The 16,865-nt window shown below is 37.4% G+C and carries 18 protein-coding genes, 1 tRNA gene and 1 pseudogene; 16 read left to right on the forward strand and 4 right to left on the reverse strand.

Going from position 1 to position 16,865, the window contains the following annotated elements; genetic code table 11:
* Window positions 1–17 precede the first annotated feature (17 nt).
* The 6 genes from glyA to nusB all read left to right on the forward strand — a co-directional run bounded on the left by glyA (window position 18) and on the right by nusB (window position 4,556).
* Window positions 18–1,331: a serine hydroxymethyltransferase gene (gene glyA / locus ACFIJL_RS03075; RefSeq protein ID WP_375622439.1), complete on the forward strand. Its 1,314-nt coding sequence runs from the start codon at window positions 18–20 to the stop codon at window positions 1,329–1,331.
* Between the two features lie 13 nt (window positions 1,332–1,344).
* Window positions 1,345–1,827, forward strand: a complete 483-nt coding sequence (nrdR, locus tag ACFIJL_RS03080; protein ID WP_375611570.1) for a transcriptional regulator NrdR — start codon at window positions 1,345–1,347, stop codon at window positions 1,825–1,827.
* Window positions 1,820–2,947: a bifunctional diaminohydroxyphosphoribosylaminopyrimidine deaminase/5-amino-6-(5-phosphoribosylamino)uracil reductase RibD gene (gene ribD, locus ACFIJL_RS03085; RefSeq protein WP_273791384.1), complete on the forward strand. Its 1,128-nt coding sequence runs from the start codon at window positions 1,820–1,822 to the stop codon at window positions 2,945–2,947. Before nrdR ends, ribD begins: the two co-directional genes overlap by 8 nt.
* Window positions 2,929–3,546 (forward strand): riboflavin synthase, encoded by a 618-nt coding sequence (locus ACFIJL_RS03090; protein WP_375622442.1) that lies wholly within the window; start codon window positions 2,929–2,931, stop codon window positions 3,544–3,546. The genes ribD and ACFIJL_RS03090 overlap by 19 nt, the downstream gene beginning before the upstream one ends.
* Window positions 3,547–3,627: 81 nt before the next feature.
* Window positions 3,628–4,083, forward strand: coding sequence for a 6,7-dimethyl-8-ribityllumazine synthase (locus ACFIJL_RS03095; RefSeq protein ID WP_375622444.1), 456 nt, complete (start codon window positions 3,628–3,630; stop codon window positions 4,081–4,083).
* Between the two features lie 2 nt (window positions 4,084–4,085).
* Window positions 4,086–4,556, forward strand: coding sequence for a transcription antitermination factor NusB (nusB, locus tag ACFIJL_RS03100; RefSeq protein ID WP_375622446.1), 471 nt, complete (start codon window positions 4,086–4,088; stop codon window positions 4,554–4,556).
* A gap of 75 nt (window positions 4,557–4,631) precedes the next feature.
* Here the strand turns inward: nusB and ACFIJL_RS03105 are convergent, their stop codons facing one another.
* Window positions 4,632–5,111 carry an outer membrane protein assembly factor BamE gene (locus ACFIJL_RS03105; protein WP_375622476.1) on the reverse strand — a complete coding sequence of 160 codons (480 nt, stop codon included), beginning with the start codon at window positions 5,109–5,111 and terminating at the stop codon, window positions 4,632–4,634.
* 221 nt (window positions 5,112–5,332) lie between these two features.
* Between ACFIJL_RS03105 and ACFIJL_RS03110 the strand changes: the two genes are divergently transcribed.
* From ACFIJL_RS03110 to ACFIJL_RS03130, 5 genes are all read left to right on the forward strand, one after another.
* Window positions 5,333–5,890 carry a DUF177 domain-containing protein gene (locus tag ACFIJL_RS03110; protein WP_375622448.1) on the forward strand — a complete coding sequence of 186 codons (558 nt, stop codon included), beginning with the start codon at window positions 5,333–5,335 and terminating at the stop codon, window positions 5,888–5,890.
* A 146-nt stretch (window positions 5,891–6,036) separates the two neighbouring features.
* Window positions 6,037–7,107 carry a phosphate acyltransferase PlsX gene (plsX, locus tag ACFIJL_RS03115; protein WP_375622450.1) on the forward strand — a complete coding sequence of 357 codons (1,071 nt, stop codon included), beginning with the start codon at window positions 6,037–6,039 and terminating at the stop codon, window positions 7,105–7,107.
* Window positions 7,108–7,156: 49 nt separating this feature from the next.
* Window positions 7,157–8,131 carry a beta-ketoacyl-ACP synthase III gene (locus ACFIJL_RS03120; protein ID WP_375622452.1) on the forward strand — a complete coding sequence of 325 codons (975 nt, stop codon included), beginning with the start codon at window positions 7,157–7,159 and terminating at the stop codon, window positions 8,129–8,131.
* A gap of 77 nt (window positions 8,132–8,208) precedes the next feature.
* On the forward strand, window positions 8,209–8,523 hold the full coding sequence (locus tag ACFIJL_RS03125) for an integration host factor subunit alpha (protein ID WP_015856447.1): 315 nt from the start codon (window positions 8,209–8,211) through the stop codon (window positions 8,521–8,523).
* A gap of 196 nt (window positions 8,524–8,719) precedes the next feature.
* Window positions 8,720–9,223: a MerR family transcriptional regulator gene (locus ACFIJL_RS03130; RefSeq protein ID WP_375622455.1), complete on the forward strand. Its 504-nt coding sequence runs from the start codon at window positions 8,720–8,722 to the stop codon at window positions 9,221–9,223.
* Window positions 9,224–10,339: 1,116 nt separating this feature from the next.
* On the opposite strand, the gene thrS is transcribed toward ACFIJL_RS03130, so the two are convergent.
* From thrS to ACFIJL_RS03145, 3 genes are all read right to left on the reverse strand, one after another.
* On the reverse strand, window positions 10,340–12,316 hold the full coding sequence (gene thrS, locus ACFIJL_RS03135; protein ID WP_375622457.1) for a threonine--tRNA ligase: 1,977 nt from the start codon (window positions 12,314–12,316) through the stop codon (window positions 10,340–10,342).
* Between the two features lie 112 nt (window positions 12,317–12,428).
* Complete coding sequence (gene yidD, locus ACFIJL_RS03140) at window positions 12,429–12,779, reverse strand: membrane protein insertion efficiency factor YidD (protein WP_375622459.1); 351 nt, start codon at window positions 12,777–12,779, stop codon at window positions 12,429–12,431.
* Entirely contained in the window at window positions 12,780–13,208 is a 429-nt protein-coding gene (locus ACFIJL_RS03145; RefSeq protein WP_375622461.1) for an iron-sulfur cluster assembly scaffold protein, read from the reverse strand.
* Window positions 13,209–13,333: 125 nt separating this feature from the next.
* Between ACFIJL_RS03145 and folE the strand changes: the two genes are divergently transcribed.
* The 5 genes and pseudogenes from folE to ACFIJL_RS03170 form a co-directional block, all read left to right on the forward strand.
* On the forward strand, window positions 13,334–13,945 hold the full coding sequence (gene folE / locus ACFIJL_RS03150) for a GTP cyclohydrolase I FolE (RefSeq protein ID WP_375622463.1): 612 nt from the start codon (window positions 13,334–13,336) through the stop codon (window positions 13,943–13,945).
* A gap of 137 nt (window positions 13,946–14,082) precedes the next feature.
* A tRNA-Leu gene (locus ACFIJL_RS03155) sits at window positions 14,083–14,167 on the forward strand.
* 192 nt (window positions 14,168–14,359) lie between these two features.
* A complete protein-coding gene (locus tag ACFIJL_RS03160) occupies window positions 14,360–15,532 on the forward strand; it encodes an alpha/beta hydrolase (protein WP_375622465.1) in 1,173 nt (390 codons plus the stop codon).
* 138 nt (window positions 15,533–15,670) lie between these two features.
* Window positions 15,671–16,177 (forward strand): hypothetical protein, encoded by a 507-nt coding sequence (locus ACFIJL_RS03165; RefSeq protein ID WP_375622467.1) that lies wholly within the window; start codon window positions 15,671–15,673, stop codon window positions 16,175–16,177.
* Between the two features lie 155 nt (window positions 16,178–16,332).
* A pseudogene (locus tag ACFIJL_RS03170) lies at window positions 16,333–16,865 on the forward strand (phage tail protein); the annotation flags it as partial.

Genomic DNA, 16,865 nt, shown 5'->3' on the forward strand with positions numbered 1-16,865 from the left:
TGTTAGGAATGTGTTTTATGACTCAGCAAGAAAATGACGCACAAAAGCGCTTTTTTAATGATAATTTACAAACTGTTGATGGTGCAATTTTTGACGCAATTAGAGGGGAGTTTGAGCGTCAACAACGTGAAATTGAGCTGATTGCTTCAGAGAATATTGTTTCAAGAGCGGTTCTTGAAGCGCAGGGGTCTGTGTTAACCAATAAATATGCAGAAGGTTATCCAAGAAAGCGCTACTATGGTGGGTGTCAATTTGTTGATGTCGTTGAAGATTTAGCTATTGAAAGGGCAAAACAGCTTTTCGGTGCTGCGTTTGCGAATGTACAGCCTAATTCTGGTAGCCAAATGAATCAAGCTGTCTTTTTAGCTTTACTTCAGCCTGGTGATATATTTATGGGATTAGATTTAAATGCTGGTGGTCACCTTACGCATGGTTCATCTGTTAATATGTCAGGAAAATGGTTTAATGTTGTTTCCTATGGTGTCCGTAAAGAAGATCAGATTATTGATATGGATGAAGTTGAGCAGCTTGCAAAAGAACGTAAGCCAAAACTTATTATAGCAGGGGGATCATCTTATCCACGGCTATGGGATTGGGAAAGATTCCGTGAAATTGCAGATGAAATCGGTGCTCATCTACTCGTTGATATGTCTCATATTGCTGGTCTTGTTGCTGGCGGCGTGCATCCTTCACCTGTTCCACATGCGCATATTGTAACGACAACAACACATAAATCGCTTCGAGGTCCTCGGGGTGGTTTGATATTGACAAATGATGAGGCTTTATCCAAAAAAATTAATTCTGCTATTTTTCCTGGTCTTCAAGGGGGGCCTTTAATGCATGTGATTGCCGCAAAGGCTGTTGCATTTGAGGAGGCTTTGCGTCCCTCTTTCAAGAGTTACAGTGCGAATGTTGTTGCTAATGCGAAAACTTTAGCGAAAACATTACAGAGTAATGGTTTTGATATTGTTTCTGGCGGTACAGATAATCATTTATTGTTGATTGATTTACGTTCCAAAAATTTAACAGGAAATCGCGCCGAATTGGCTTTAGGACGCGCTCATATTACCTGCAATAAAAATGCTATCCCTTTTGATCCTGAAACACCATCTATAACATCGGGAATTCGTTTGGGGTCACCTGCTGCCACAACGCGTGGTTTTTCAGAAAAAGAATTTATTCAAGTTGGTCATTTGATTTCAGAAGTTCTTGATGGTCTTCGGGATGCAAAAAGTGATGAAGATAATCATGCTGTTGAAATAGCTGTTAAGAAAAAGGTGGAAGATATAACGAATCAATTTCCTCTTTACTCTTATCTTAGCACTTGTTAAGGATGCAAAAGAGATGCGCTGTCCTTACTGCCAATATGAGGATACACAGGTTAAAGACTCGCGTCCAGCAGAAGAGGGGGCAGTGATTCGCCGCCGCCGTGTGTGTTCCGTTTGTGGTGGTCGCTTTACAACTTTTGAACGTGTTCAGTTGCGTGAGCTCTTGGTTGCTAAAAAAAGTGGACGATGTGAACCCTTCGATCGTGATAAGTTAATGCGATCAGTTGATGTGGCTGTACGTAAGCGCAATATTGATCCTGATCATATTGAACGAGCAATTTCTGGCATTGTACGCCAGCTTGAAAGTTTGGGAGAACCAGAGATTTCTTCAGAAAAAATTGGGCATCTTGTGATGGAAGCATTGAAAAGAATTGATGATATTGCTTATATTCGTTTTGCTTCTGTGTATCGAGATTTTCGTAATGCAAGCGATTTTCACGATGTTATAGATGAATTGTCAAAGGGTATCGCGGATACAGAATCTCGTTTTGATGAATAAAAAAGTGCAAGATGAACGGTTTATGGCTGCAGCTATTCGTTTAGCAGAACGTCATGTCGGTCTTACAGGTGGGAATCCTTCTGTTGGTACGTTAATTGTGCAAAACGATAATGGTGCGGGGGCTTTTATTGTTGGCTATGGCGTAACAGCTATTCATGGGAGTCCTCATGCAGAAGTGCAAGCTTTACACATGGCAGGTTCTCTGGCTCAAGGAGCGACTGCTTATGTTACTTTAGAACCTTGTGCGCATTATGGAAAAACTTCGCCGTGTGTGAATGCACTTATTGATTCAGGTGTTTCTCGAGTTGTTGTTGCGCTGACTGATTGTGACAAGCGTGTTGATGGTCATGGTATTGCTCTTTTGCGAGCGGCGGGTATTGAAGTGGTTGAAGGCATTTTAGCTGAAGAGGCTTTTGAATCCTTATGGACGCATTGGTGCATAAGGAAGATACAACGCTGTGCGGTCACTTTTAAAATGGCAATTTCTGCCGATAATGGTGTTGGAAAAAGAGAGAAGGGCAGCGTAAAAATTAGTGGAACACTTTCTCATGCCCATACGCATATTCTACGTGCTCAAAATAATGCTATCCTTGTTGGTATTGGTACTATATTAGCAGATGATCCACAACTCAATTGCCGTTTGCCAGGGATGGAGATGCGTTCACCAATTCGTATTATTTTGGATGCAGATTTATCTATCCCCCTTGATGCAAAAGTTGTCCAAACAGCCATAAAAATTCCTACATGGGTTATTTGTGATGTGGATCTTTCAAAGAAAAGCAAAAAAAATGCATTGGAGCAATATGGTGTGTCTGTTTATTCGGTCGAGATGAACAATGGTTGTGTAGAACCCTTTGCTCTTTTACAGATGCTTTATAAACATGGGATTAATAGTGTTTTATTGGAAGGGGGTGTCAAGACAGGGGAAAAATTTTTGAATGCTGGTTGTGTTGATCATTTGATATGTTTTCATACTCCCATTGTTTTAGGCAAAAATCGTATTGAAGCCCCTCATTTTGGAAATTATCTCTCGCAGTTTCATGAGATTGAGACAAGAATGTTTGGAAATGACCGTTTTTATAAGTGGAGACGTAAGACATTATGTTCACAGGAATTATAACGGATATTGGTTGTGTTGAAGATGTTCAACCTTTAAAGCAGGGGATGCGTTTAAAGATTTCTACCCGCTATGCTATAGAAAGCTTAGCAATTGGCGCATCAATTGCTTGTTCAGGAATTTGTCTGACAATTGTAGAACGAGGATTAAAACAAGAAGATTCTAATTGGTTTGTTGTCGAAGCGTGGGAAGAAACATTACGTTTAACGAATCTTGCACAATGGATAAAAGGAACTTTTGTTAATTTGGAACGTTCGCTTCGATTGGGTGATGAAATGGGAGGACATTTGGTTTCTGGTCATATTGATGGTTTGGCTGAAATCATTGATCAAAAAAATGAAGGGGATGCAATTCGTTTTTATTTAAAAGTTTCAAGACAATTTATGCCTTTCATTGTTAATAAGGGATCTATTGCACTTAATGGGACATCTTTAACTGTTAATGGTGTTGAGGATTGCGTTTTTGATGTTCTTATTATTCGCCATACACTCGAAATGACAACGTGGGGACAAGCTAAAATTGGAGATCGGGTCAATTTGGAAATTGATCAACTTGCTCGTTATGCTGCAAAATTTTTTGCTTTAAAAAGAGAAGATGAATAAACCAACACTCTATTGATCGTTTTCAGAATTTTATGCTTTATAACCTTAATTTTTTTGATTCGTTTTTTATGGAATTCCATTATGATGAAAGAGATACGTAAAAATCCTCACGTATTGATTGTTGAAGCACGTTTTTATGAGGGGATTTCTGATGCGCTTTTGAGAGGTGCAGTGAATACTTTGCAAAAATCTGAAGCAAGTTATGATGTTGTAACGGTTCCTGGAGCATTAGAAATACCAAGTGCAATAGCTTTTGCTGAACAAAACAAGACATCGTATGATGGTTATGTTGCTCTTGGTTGTGTTATTCGGGGTGAAACATATCACTTTGAAATTGTTGCTAATGATTCTTGTCGTGCATTGATGGATTTAACTGTTCATCAGCATTTGGCTATTGGAAATGGTATTTTGACTGTTGAAAACGAAGAACAAGCATGGGTGCGTGCAAAACTAGATGATAAAAATAAAGGTGGTTTTGCGGCTGAAGCTGCTTTATGTATGATCGCTCTAAAAAAGAGATTTGGAGATAATCGTTAAATATGGCTGATATAAAAAGCAGACATTTTCCGCGTTCAGCCAATAAACGTGGAGCAGCAAGACTCGCTGCAGTTCAAGCACTCTATCAAATGGATATCGTGGGTTCGGGGGTGATGGAAACGGCAGCTGAGTATGAGGCTTATCGTTTGGGAAAAGATATTGATGGAGAGCAGTATCTTGACGCTGATTTTCAATGGTTTTTGGCGATTATAACGGGTGTTGTAAAAGATCAAAAGCAGCTTGATCCTCTGCTTCATCAACAGCTTTCAGCAGAGTGGTCTCTTTCACGTCTTGATTCTATATTGCGAGCAATTTTACGAGCAGGTTTATGGGAGTTGATCAACCGTAAAGATGTTCCCGTTGCGGTTGTCATGAATGAATATGTTGACATAGCAAAGGCGTTTTTTGAAGGTGATGAGCCAAAACTTGTTAATGCAGTTCTCGACAGTATGGCAAAAAAAGTCCGCCTCTAAGAGCGACAAATCCCCTTATTATAGGTCTGATATTATCAGACCTATAATATTGAAATGGTGTGTAGACTATATGATTTAGTTATGGGATGGCAAATTTGCAGGGCCTTTTATAATTTGAATTAAGAAAGGATGCTCTTTTGTTACAGTTGGTGTTGTTTGTGTAATAAAATCAAACACTTGACCGTCTTGTAATCCGTAATTTGCAACTTTTGCAACCTGATTATTTTTATTGAAGTAAATGGCTAAAACTTTGCGATCAATAATCTTTGTTTTCATAAACTGCATCCCACGATAGCGTGTCTGTGAGATGTAATAAAAAACTTCATTGTCATATTTTGTTTTTAATGAAGGGGTCCCTAAAGTTAAAAGAACCTGCTCTTGACTGGAGCCAATAGAAATAGAGCTTAAAGCATTTTTATCAAGAACATAGCCCTCTCTATAAATTTGGCTCGAACCTGAAGAATCAAGAAGACTACATCCCGCAAGCATTCCTATGCTTGCTATTGATAGACCAATTAATAATTTACGTTTGATTAAGGTTATTATGTGAGGCATTTGAAACAATGATATCTCCTTTTTATACTGAGATGTAGGACAAGAAGGCAACCTCAAGTTTTTTCTAATTTTAACTTAATCTACCGTAGCTTACACTGAGTTTCCCTGTTATAAAGCAAATTATGCCATATAGAATTTCTTTAGAAAAGAAAAAAATGCATAAATACTTGAGATAAATAAAAACACAGTGCTTTATGCGTTTTTATGTTTGGGAGTTGTCAATGAATGTTCAAAATGTTCCTCAAATGACATTTGCTTTGGCTTATCCAATATCCGTACGTTCTCTACCTGCTAAAGGTATAAGGGTTCATCTTTGTGCAAATAAAAAAGAATGTACACATTTAGCCCAGAACCATAATTTAATTGAAGTAAAATCTTGTGAGGGAAAATTCCATATTTTCCCGTGGAAAAAACGCGGAGTGCGTATAAAAGGTCTGTTGCAAGCGCGTATACTACAGTTATGTGTTGTTACATTAGAACCATTAGAAAATATCCTTTGTGAAAATATTGAGGTTGTTTTTGTTCCTGAAGATTCAAATTTGATGAAGCCCAAAATATCAGAGGATACAGGAGAATTGTTTTTAGATGTGGAGGGGCTTGATACTCCTGAAGTATTTTATGATGATAAAATTGATATTGGTGCAATCATGGAAGAGTTTTTTGAGTTGTCTATTAATCATTATCCACGTAAAGAAGGGATAAAGATGAATATGGTTGAAAATTTAGAAGAAGCAGAGCAAAAATTTTCGCCATTTTCTGTTTTGAAAAATTGGAAGTGATTGTAAAAACATACAAAAAATATCTATTGTATGCTAAACGGTATTTTCTGCGGAGCGATTTTTGCAAGATGTGCTGTGTGAGTGTTCAGGAGCCAAAAATCATAATATGTATTTGATGTAAATGAAAAGATGTGGGATATGCAAGCGTGATTAGAATTTCTGTGGATGTCATGGGCGGTGATTACGGTCCAGAAGCAGCTATTGCAGGAGCAGCAATTGTACAAAAATATTTATCAAATATTTATTTTCTGTTTTATGGAGTAGAGGAGGCCGTTCGTCCGGTTTTAAAAAAATATCCCAGTTTGGATTCTGTATCGCGCTTTTTCCCTACAGAAAGTTATACACGCATGGATGAAAAGCCAAGCCAAGCACTTCGTAATGGGCGTGGTAAATCATCAATGTGGTACGCCATTGAAGCGGTAAAAAATGGTGAAGCTGATGCTTGCATTTCTGCTGGGAATACGGGTGCGCTCATGGCCATGTCTTATTTTTGTTTGAAAATGCTTGCAGAGGCTGAACGTCCTGGTATTGCGGGTATCTGGCCAACACTGCGTAGTGAGAGTATCGTTTTAGATATTGGAGCAACAATAGGTGCTTCGGCTAGTCAGTTGGTTGATTTGGCGGTTATGGGAGCGGGTATGTTTCGCGCTTTATATCACACTGAAAGGCCAAGTGTTGGGCTTTTAAATGTGGGGGTGGAAGAGGTCAAAGGACTTTATGAAATAAAAAAAGCAGGAATGATATTGCGTGAAGTGCAATTAGAAGGATTGGAATATAAAGGATTTGTTGAGGGCAATGACATTGGAAAAGGAACAGTCGATGTTGTTGTGACAGAGGGGTTTTCTGGTAATATTGCTTTAAAAACCGCAGAAGGAACCGCGCGACAGATAGGAGAGATTTTAAACTCTGCACTGCGCAGTTCTTTTTTAACATCTCTTGGTTATTTTTTGTCGCGGAGTGCTTTTCGTACACTAAAACATAAAATGGATCCCGATAGGGTGAATGGAGGAGTGCTTTTAGGTTTGAATGGTGTTGTTATAAAAAGCCATGGCAGTGCTAATGCTAATGGTTTTGCTTCTGCTATCCGCGTTGGTTATGAAATGGTTAGTAATGGACTTTTACAAAAAATAACGGCTGATTTACGGCGGTTTCATGAGAATAAAGAAACACTTTTTGATCAAGAGGATGAAGCGGTGATGAATGGAGAGTCCTTATGATAAGCTCTTATAATAGAAATGAAAAATTTGAAGAAAAGGTAAGAGCTGAATGATTCGGTCAATTATACGTGGTGTAGGAAGTGCTTTGCCGAAAAAAAGTTTATCAAATGATGAGATTGCAAAGTTTGTTGAAACGTCAGATTCATGGATTGTTCAGCGTACAGGAATACGCCAACGTTATATTGCCAGTGAAAATGAAACAACTGTTTCTTTAGGAGTTGAGGCTGCGCAAGCCGCCCTTATAAATGCTGGTTTAACAATAAAAGACATCGATTGTATTATTTTAGCAACGTCTACTCCGAATCGTACTTTTCCTGCTTCTGCTGTTGAAATTCAAAGCGCTTTGGGAATGAGCCATGGATTTGCTTTTGATATTCAAGCTGTTTGCTCTGGTTTTATTTTTGCTTTAACAACAGGAGATTCTTATTTACGGTGTGGAGGGGCTAAAAGAATTTTAGTTATTGGGTCCGATACATTTTCTCGAATTTTAGATTGGGAAGATCGTACGACATGTGTTTTATTTGGTGATGGTGCGGGTGCCGTTATTTTAGAAGCTCAAGAAATTGAAGGGGAGATTGCTTTTGAGCGTGGTATATTGTCTGCGAAACTGCGCTCTAATGGTGCTTATATAAATAAGCTATATGTTGATGGTGGACCTTCAACAACACAAACGACAGGCTATTTGCGTATGGAAGGACGAGAAGTTTTTAAATATGCTGTTGGTATGATAACGGATGTGGTTGATGATTGTTTTGCAGCTGCAGGTATGGATTCTTCACAACTAGATTGGTTTGTACCTCATCAGGCTAATAAGCGCATTATTGAAGCATCTGCTAAAAAGTTGGGAATTTCACTAGATAAAGTTGTGATTACCGTTGATCAACATGGTAATACGTCTGCCGCATCAGTTCCGTTGGCTTTAACAACAGCGGTTTGCGATGGGAAAATAAAAGAAGGAGATCTTATCATGTTAGAAGCCATGGGAGGTGGATTTACATGGGGAGCAATTCTTATTCGTTGGTGAATTATGGCTACTTGACCATATTTCAAGAAAACGTATAAGTCATTTTGTAATTTTTAATATTTTAATAGGTGGTTATAATGACAAGTAAGACAGTAACGCGTGCAGATTTAGCGAGCGTAGTTTGTAAAAGAGTGGGCTTGTCACATACTGAATCAGCAGCTTTAGTCGAATTGGTTTTGGATGAGATTTGCAACTCACTTGTAAGAGGTGAAGCGGTTAAATTATCTTCTTTTGCAACTTTTCAGGTTCGCAGTAAAAATGAACGTGTTGGACGAAATCCAAAAACAGGTGTTGAAGCACCTATCCCGCCGCGACGTGTTGTGACGTTTAAGGCTGCCAATGTCCTTAAACAGAGAATTTTAGATTCGCATCGTGCAAGACAGAAAAAATGATATCTCATAAATAAATGCCATGGTATGTTTGGTATTTGTTAAAAAAATGTATAAAATAAAGGTCTTTGTTTTTTAGAAAAAGACTGTTCAGTAAGTCGTCAATGATGGTCTTATTTTTGACTAATCTTGTTGAGAAATTGAGACAGAATGAGTCATTGTAAAGTATTTTATTTTGTTTTAAATAAGGTGTTGCAAAATGGATAAAAGCTCTGATGCTTTTCGCACAATTAGCGAAGTAGCGGAGTTGTTGGAGCTTCCGCAGCATGTCTTAAGATTCTGGGAAACACGTTTTAGGCAGATTAAACCAATGAAACGTGGGGGAGGAAGGCGCTATTATCGCCCAGTCGATGTGGATTTGCTCAATGGTATTAAGCAGTTACTGTATGATCAGGGTTATACGATAAAAGGTGTGCAACGCCTTTTGAAAGAAAATGGTGTTGCTTTTGTGACGGCATTGGGTAATGGTGATCTGGATGCTATGAATGTGGTCATAGAAAAGAAACATGCAGGACAAACTTCTGAAAATGCTAATAATAAGCCTAAGAAATCTTCTTTTGGGCTTTTGAGTTTCATGAGGAATGAAGGGGAAACATCTGTCGGTTCTGTGAATCTTTACAAAGATAAAACTGATAAAGCATTGTTACAAGAAATCCTGTTTGAGCTCATTGAATGTAAGCGTGTTCTTGATAGAGCACGATAATAATATTTTTTATTTTATATGTGTTTCTTTTTTAGCAAAACATGTGTTTTAAAATTGTTTTACAAATCAATATTTAACGTCTAGCGTGGCAATGTATTTCGTAGATATTTAGACGTTTTATAGGGGTGCTCAGAGTTTTATACGTTCAACGAGTAGTAATGTATCGTATGGTATGTTTAACGAGTTTTTTATAAGAGTTTTTCATTTGGTAAAACATGAAGAAGAGAAAGAATAAACGCTGAGTTTTGCCATTTTTTTTGATTTGGCTTTATAAAAATTAAGGCAATATCTCATCAGTGTAGATTGTGGGATGTAGAATGCCATTAGCTTACTAATTCATGTGCTTGTTTTAAAGAGATGTTTCTTAAGGCTTCTTAAGCTTATTTTACCATAATGCCTCGTGAATGATTAATGGTAAACTCGTTGAGTACCCGCTATTTTTATACTTATGAAGGAGCAAGTCGGCATCATCATTATAGTTATAGCCTGTTCTCAATGACTGCAACAATCCTTAGCATTTTTTTAGGCGGTTCATTGTGGGCACTTTAAAAATCTTTTCTCAATTATTTTATCCACAGATTCATTCCGCTTGTTTCGTGCAAGCAAATGATTTTGATCGATTCAACATAAATATATTTAAAATGATAGAAGCCTATGATATTCGAAACCTTATTTAAGATGAACAATGATATATTATTATAAATCAATATCTTATCTTTTTTATAAGGGCTTATCTTACGAATAAGACACATCATTGTTCAGGTAACTTTACATATTTTTTATTAATAAATATAATCTTGTTTTCAGCCTTCTTGCTTGATGTTACTATAATTATCGTAATGATCTATCCGTGATAATAGCAGTATCTTTTCATTATAAAGGTAAAAGATTAATGTTATTATTAATATTCAATTGTCTATAATTTTTGCATTTAAACAGCTCATAGCTTACATTCAACTTTTTTACCAATCCACCTTGTAGAGAGAGCACGTTATTCTTTCTGGTGATAGCTAATCATGTATGTCCCCCTAAATACTACAGTATCAAATCGTTTGATCTTATATAAAAATTGATGATTTATAGTGAAAAATTAATATTTTACCATTTTCTGTGATGTTATGCATTTATTATACGCTGTAAATCTGGAGGTGTTGCCTCATTTGAGAGTTGCTTAATCACATCTTCTACAGATAAAGAGGTTTGATTCGTACTTCCTAAGCGGCGCATATTTACGCTGTTTGTTTCAGCTTCACGTTTGCCGCATACCAAAATTACGGGGACTTTTTGTAAAGAATGTTCTCGTATTTTATAGTTAATTTTTTCATTGCGGAGATCTGTTGTTGCAGAAAGCCCAACAGCTTTAAGTTTTGCTGTTATTTTTTGGGCATATTCATTTGCTTCGGATGTAATTGTTGCAACAACAATTTGTTCAGGAGCAAGCCAAAGTGGCATATGTCCAGCAAAATTTTCGATTAATATACCAAGAAAACGCTCCATAGATCCCAAAATAGCACGGTGGATCATAACAGGTTGACGTTTTTCTGAATCTTTATCAATATAGAATGCACCAAAACGTTCAGGGAGATTAAAGTCTATTTGTGTTGTTCCACATTGCCATTCACGACCGATAGCATCCTTTAATGTATATTCAAATTTTGGACCATAAAATGCTCCTTCACCTGGAAGGATGCTTGTTTTGATTTGTCCTGCAAATTTTGTTTCAATCGTTTTAAGGACAGATTCCATGATACTTTCTGCATGATCCCATAATGCATCAGATCCAACTCGTTTTTCTGGACGTGTTGAAAGCTTAAGACTAATTTCTTTAAAACCAAAATCAGCATAAGTTGATAAAATAAGATCATTAATACTGAGACATTCATCGGCTAATTGTTCATCAGTACAAAAAATATGTGCATCATCTTGTGTAAAACCACGCACACGCATAAGACCATGTAAAGAGCCTGAAGGCTCATAACGATGAACAAGTCCAAATTCAGCAAGTCTAATAGGCAAATCACGATAAGATTTTAAACCATGTTTAAAAATTTGCACATGACCAGGGCAATTCATTGGTTTAAGGGCATAAACATTCCCATGATCTGAATCTTCTGCTGCTGAAATTACTTTGAACATATTCTCCTTATACCAACCCCAATGGCCAGATATTTCCCAGAGTGATCTATCGAGAACTTGTGGAGCATTAACTTCAGCATATTGATGATCATCAAGGCGTCTACGCATATAGCTGATCAAATTTTGGAACATTTTCCAACCTTTTTTGTGCCAAAAAATCATTCCTGGCCCTTCTTCTTGAAAATGAAATAAGTCCATTTCACGTCCCAAGCGGCGATGATCACGTTTTTCAGCTTCTTCTAGCATATGGAGATAGGCTTTTAAGTCATTTTCATTTGCAAATGCTGTTCCATAAATTCTTGTGAGCATTGGATTATTGGCATCGCCACGCCAATAAGCTCCTGCAACTTTCATTAATTTGAAAGCATTCCCAATTTGCCCTGTAGATTGCATATGTGGTCCGCGGCAAAGATCAAACCATTCCCCTTGATAATAAACTTTTAAATCTTGATTTTCAGGAATGCTATCAATAAGTTCAACTTTATAAAATTCCTTTTTCTCAGAAAAAACTCTTCTCGCTTTTTCACGAGACCAAATTTCTTTTCTAAAAGGTTTATTGCGTTGGATAATTTCACGCATTTTCTTTTCAATGACGGTGAGATCATCTAATGTAAAAGGTTGTTGGCGAGCAAAATCATAATAGAATCCATTCTCAATAACAGGACCTATTGTTACTTGCGTTTCAGGAAAGAGCTCTTGCACTGCTTCAGCAAGGACATGAGCGCAATCATGCCTTATGAGCTCAAGAGCGCGTGAATCTTCTCGGGTAATAATCTCTACTTGACCAGATTGTCCCAATGGATCCGATAAGTCCCGCATGATACCATCAAGACTATAGGCGACTGCTTTTTTTGCAAGTGATTTAGAAATGGATTCTGCCAATTCCAAGCCTGTCATTTCAGCGGGGTAATTACGTTTTGAACCATTGGGAAAAAAAAGAGAAATAGAGCAAGACATAAAAACACCCTTTTAATCCAATTCCGCTAACGATTGCGGATGGTTTTGTGAAAATTGAGTAAAAAGCTTATAGACTGATTTTTTTATCAATACATATGAAAAAAGGAAAGGATTATTTGTTGTGTTTGTCAGAAATTTTCCAATAACGCCAAGGTTTATAAAAACAGCAAGAATTTCCAAGCGATGGAGGGACTGGATCAAAGCCATCTGTTCCAAAGGGCCCACAACGCATGATACGAAAGAGTCCCATCCATGCACCAGCCCAAAGCCCATGGCGTGCAATCGCTTCATATGTATATTCTGAACAAGTCGGGGCGTGGCGACATTGATTGCCTATAAGACTCGAAAGTGTTATTTGATAGAAACGTATTAAGAAAATACCCAATAATCGTCCGGGTGTTTTTTGCCAAGTGCCTGTGTAATTTCGAGTCAATTTTTTTTGTTTAGATTGTGATTTGAACATTTATTTTTCTTCAATTTTTTGAATGCAGTCTATCGTTGCATCAAAGGGTAGTAGTGTTGCTGCATGGCGCACTTTATAGTCTTTAATGGGCTGTAAGCAAGAAAAATCCTCAAATGGAGCTTGAGGAGAAGGACCATTTTGCGTTAGCATTTGGTAGATAACTTCACGCAATATTTTAAGATCTTGTGTTGTTTGTCCGATGATATGAGATGCTAAAAGTGAAGCCGAAGCTTGCCCTAGCACACATGCATGTATTTCGTGGGCAAAATCCGTGATAATACCATTTTCCACTTTTAAATCTACAGTGATTGTCGAACCACAAAGCTGTGCATGTTTTCTTGATGTTGCATCAGGATTATTAAGACGCCCAATTTTGCTTATATGTGCAGCATATTTAAGTATTTTATCATTATAGATATTATCAATCATGCGCTATTGCCTGAAATTTTGAGAGTCGTGATTGTTTAAACTTTTAATTCGCTTATATAGAGATTATACAAAATGAGATAGGTATGGAGCAAATGCTTTGTATAGAGTAAACTTGGAGTTTTTGAATGCGTAATGTTGTTAAAGAAGACGCAAATTTATCTGAAGAAAAGCGTCCGAGTATTGAAGAGGTGGAAGAAGCGATTCGTACATTACTCTTATGGATAGGGGAAAATCCAAATAGAGAAGGGCTTTTAGATACTCCAAAACGTATAGCCAAGGCATATCGCGAGCTTTTCAATGGTTATAGTCAATCGGTTAAAGAAACCTTAGGTACAGTTTTTGAAGAGGTTTCGGGATACAATGAAGCCGTAATCGTAAAGAATATACCTTTTTATTCACATTGTGAGCATCATATGATCCCAATTATTGGGAAAGCACATATAGCATATCTTCCTAATGCAAAAATTGTTGGTCTTTCAAAAATTGTACGTGTTGTAGATATTTTTTCTCGTCGTTTACAAACTCAAGAAGCTATGACAGCGCAAGTGGCTCACGCGTTAAAAACGTATCTGAAGCCTCATGGTGTCGCAGTATTGATTGAGGCTGAGCACATGTGTATGGCTATGAGAGGAATCCAAAAACAAGGCTCTACAACAATTACAAAAAACTTTCATGGTTATTATGAAAAAGATCAAGCGGCACAAGCACATTTTATGATGATGGTTCAAAGGTCATAGTAGAGCCCATATTTCTCGTAATCTCTATTAAGTTATAAGTCGTCTGAATAAAATAAATTATGAGAAAAAGAAAATTGGCTTGTACCTTTCTTGATGATTTGTTAAAGGCTTAAAACCAAGTTTTTTTCTTTACACGTGCGGTCGTGGCGGAATTGGTAGACGCGCAGCGTTGAGGTCGCTGTGGGGCAACCCGTGGAAGTTCGAGTCTTCTCGACCGCACCAGTTAGTAGTGAGTCTCTCTGTAATGAGATGAAATTATGTAGAGAGAGGGGATTTATATGCATTATAGAAAAATCTTTTTTGTATGTTATTTGTTGGTGTGTTGCCAATAATGTTTCGTTTTTTATTACTTTATCTGTGCATTTGAAATGTTATATTTTTATAGGGTGGGGTGAATTTGCAGTGAGAAGTATAATGGTTCTGAGATATTTAACACTTCTTATTTGTATTTCTTTATTGTCAGCATGTAGTAATTCACGTGCTGTACTTTGGCATGGAGTGCATGCAACTCCTTCTATGACTGCAGTAGAAAGGGAAGTTGAAGGAAAACCAGTTTCTCCAAAAGCCATCATTCCAGTGTATGTTGCAACAAGTCGTATGATGCAAAATAATTACGCTCAACCTTATGGTGCAGAGCGATCAAATAAAGTACATTATAATCGCGTTGACGTAGGAATTCCTCAGCAACATGTAAAGGGTGTTGTTGAAATAAATGCGTATAAACCTACACATGATAAGTATTTTGCAGCAGTAGCGTTGCAAAAATACGATAATAAAGAACAGTTTAAACAGCAGTTAAATGCTGCTTTAGCAAAAAAGCCAAAAGGAAAAAGAGAAATTTTTCTTTTTATCCATGGATATAATAATAATTTTGCAGATGGTACATTTCGTACAGCACAGTTTACACACGATTATTCTTTAAATGTTGTTGCTGTGCATTATTCTTGGCCTTCCGCTGGATCTGTTCCTCTTTATATTTATGATCGTGACAGTGCTAATTTTGCCCGTGACGGATTGATAGAGCTTTTAACACTTATTAGTGAAACCAATGCTGATCAGATTTCGGTTATTGCACATTCTATGGGCAATTTTGTTATAATGGAAGCATTTAGAACTTTAGCCTTACAGAAAAAATATAAGCCTATTCGTCGTATTACAAGTTTATTAATGGCTGCACCAGATATTGATGTTGATGTATTTGAGCGCCAACTTAATGATATAAAAAAACTTCCGCAGCCAACAGCTATTTTAGTATCCAGAGCGGATAAAGCTCTCGCGGTTTCAGGACGTCTTACGGGTGGACATCATCGTGTGGGCGATGGCTCAGATATTGAAATGTTGCGTAAAAATGGAATAGCTGTTCTTGATTTCTCTCATGTGGATGGGGGAGCGCACAATGTCTTTGCATCTTCGCCAACGTTGATGGCTCTTTCTCGAGAAGGTTCTTTGGCTTCCACAATTATGCAAGGTACAGAATTGTCACCTAGTCAAGCTCTTCTTGCTGATGGTAGTAGTGTGTTGGAGAAAACAACACATCTTATCCTTTATACACCTGTACGTTTTCTCTCTCCACGGATTCCACGTTGATAGGTGAAAAGAGAGAAGGGGCTCTATCGAATAATGCATTGGAGGTAATATTTTTTAGCACTTTCTTTAGAATGGTTTTGTAAAATGAAAAATAAATAGCGGGATGAATGTAAAAAACAGTCATTAGGTGAGTTTGTGATGATTGCACGGAAACGCTATATTAATACGCCTACAGTTGTTGATTATTTATCTCATTCCGCAATTAAGTTGTTAGACATTCATGCTATGCTTGTGAAGGTGAGAAAAGGTGATATGGGGGAAAAACCAAATTTATTGCGTCAAATTGATTCTACAAAAAAACAGTTAGATGAGATAAGCCATGCTCTTATTTTAGAATATCGTAAACGCCAAGAAAATGAGCGTTTTTTTAAACAAATTCTGTTATCCATTTCCGATCAGCTTTTTGCACTTAATAATGGTTTTAAAGAAACAGGACGTCTTTTTTTTCAAGAAGTTAGAATGCTTCAATCTCAGATGCAATGTTTATATGAGGGAAAGGAGAGGCTGCATTTGTTGAATAGCCAAGAATCTTTTTGCTCTCCATCAAAGATTGATGAAGTCATTAAACAATTACAAAAAGCACGAGAAAAGCTTATTCTTGAAAGCCCACATCTCTTTGAAAAAAGCACAAAAGCTAAACAATAAAAGTTCTTTAGTTGAGCAGATAGATAATTTAAATTTTACAGCAAAAAGCGCTATTAGATAGAAGGCTATAAGCTTTTAAAAGAAAAGGATTTTCTTTTAAAAATGAAACACATGTATTTTATAATCACACTCTTTATCGCATTAAAGCTTTAGAAGAGTTTAATACGGGTGGTAAAAATACGGAAGAAAGCCTTGCCTATCGCGCAGATTTTTCCTCACGCTTTTGTTATTTGATTGATCCCTTTGTACGGGTGGCAAATCGTGAGGGGGGTGTTAGTGTTAAACCCGCAAGTCCTTTTGCAGCAGCCATGTTTATCAAACGTGATAAGCAAAGGGGCGGTGTTTTTTGGTCTCCTTCCAACCAAGATGTGCATGGCATTTTAGGGACAGCACGCCCCATTAGCTATTTTGATGGCGAAATTGATCATGAGGCAAATCGCCTTAACCAAGCCGATATTGCGACCTTTATTCCAGCACGGCTTAGCCAAAATGCGCATTTAGGTAATTCTGTGGGAGAAGTAGCTTCCAATGGACGCATTTTATGGGGAAATCATACCACCTCCAGTGATCCACTCTGGCGCTTTGTCAATGTGGTGCGCACCCGTGCAGCATTGGAAAAAACGATCATCAACAATTTCCGCCCTTGGGCCAATGATGAAAACCTTACTGGTCAACATGTCATTGCTAT

Source organism: Bartonella sp. TT119HLJHH, assembly GCF_042193385.1.
GTDB lineage: Bacteria > Pseudomonadota > Alphaproteobacteria > Rhizobiales > Rhizobiaceae > Bartonella.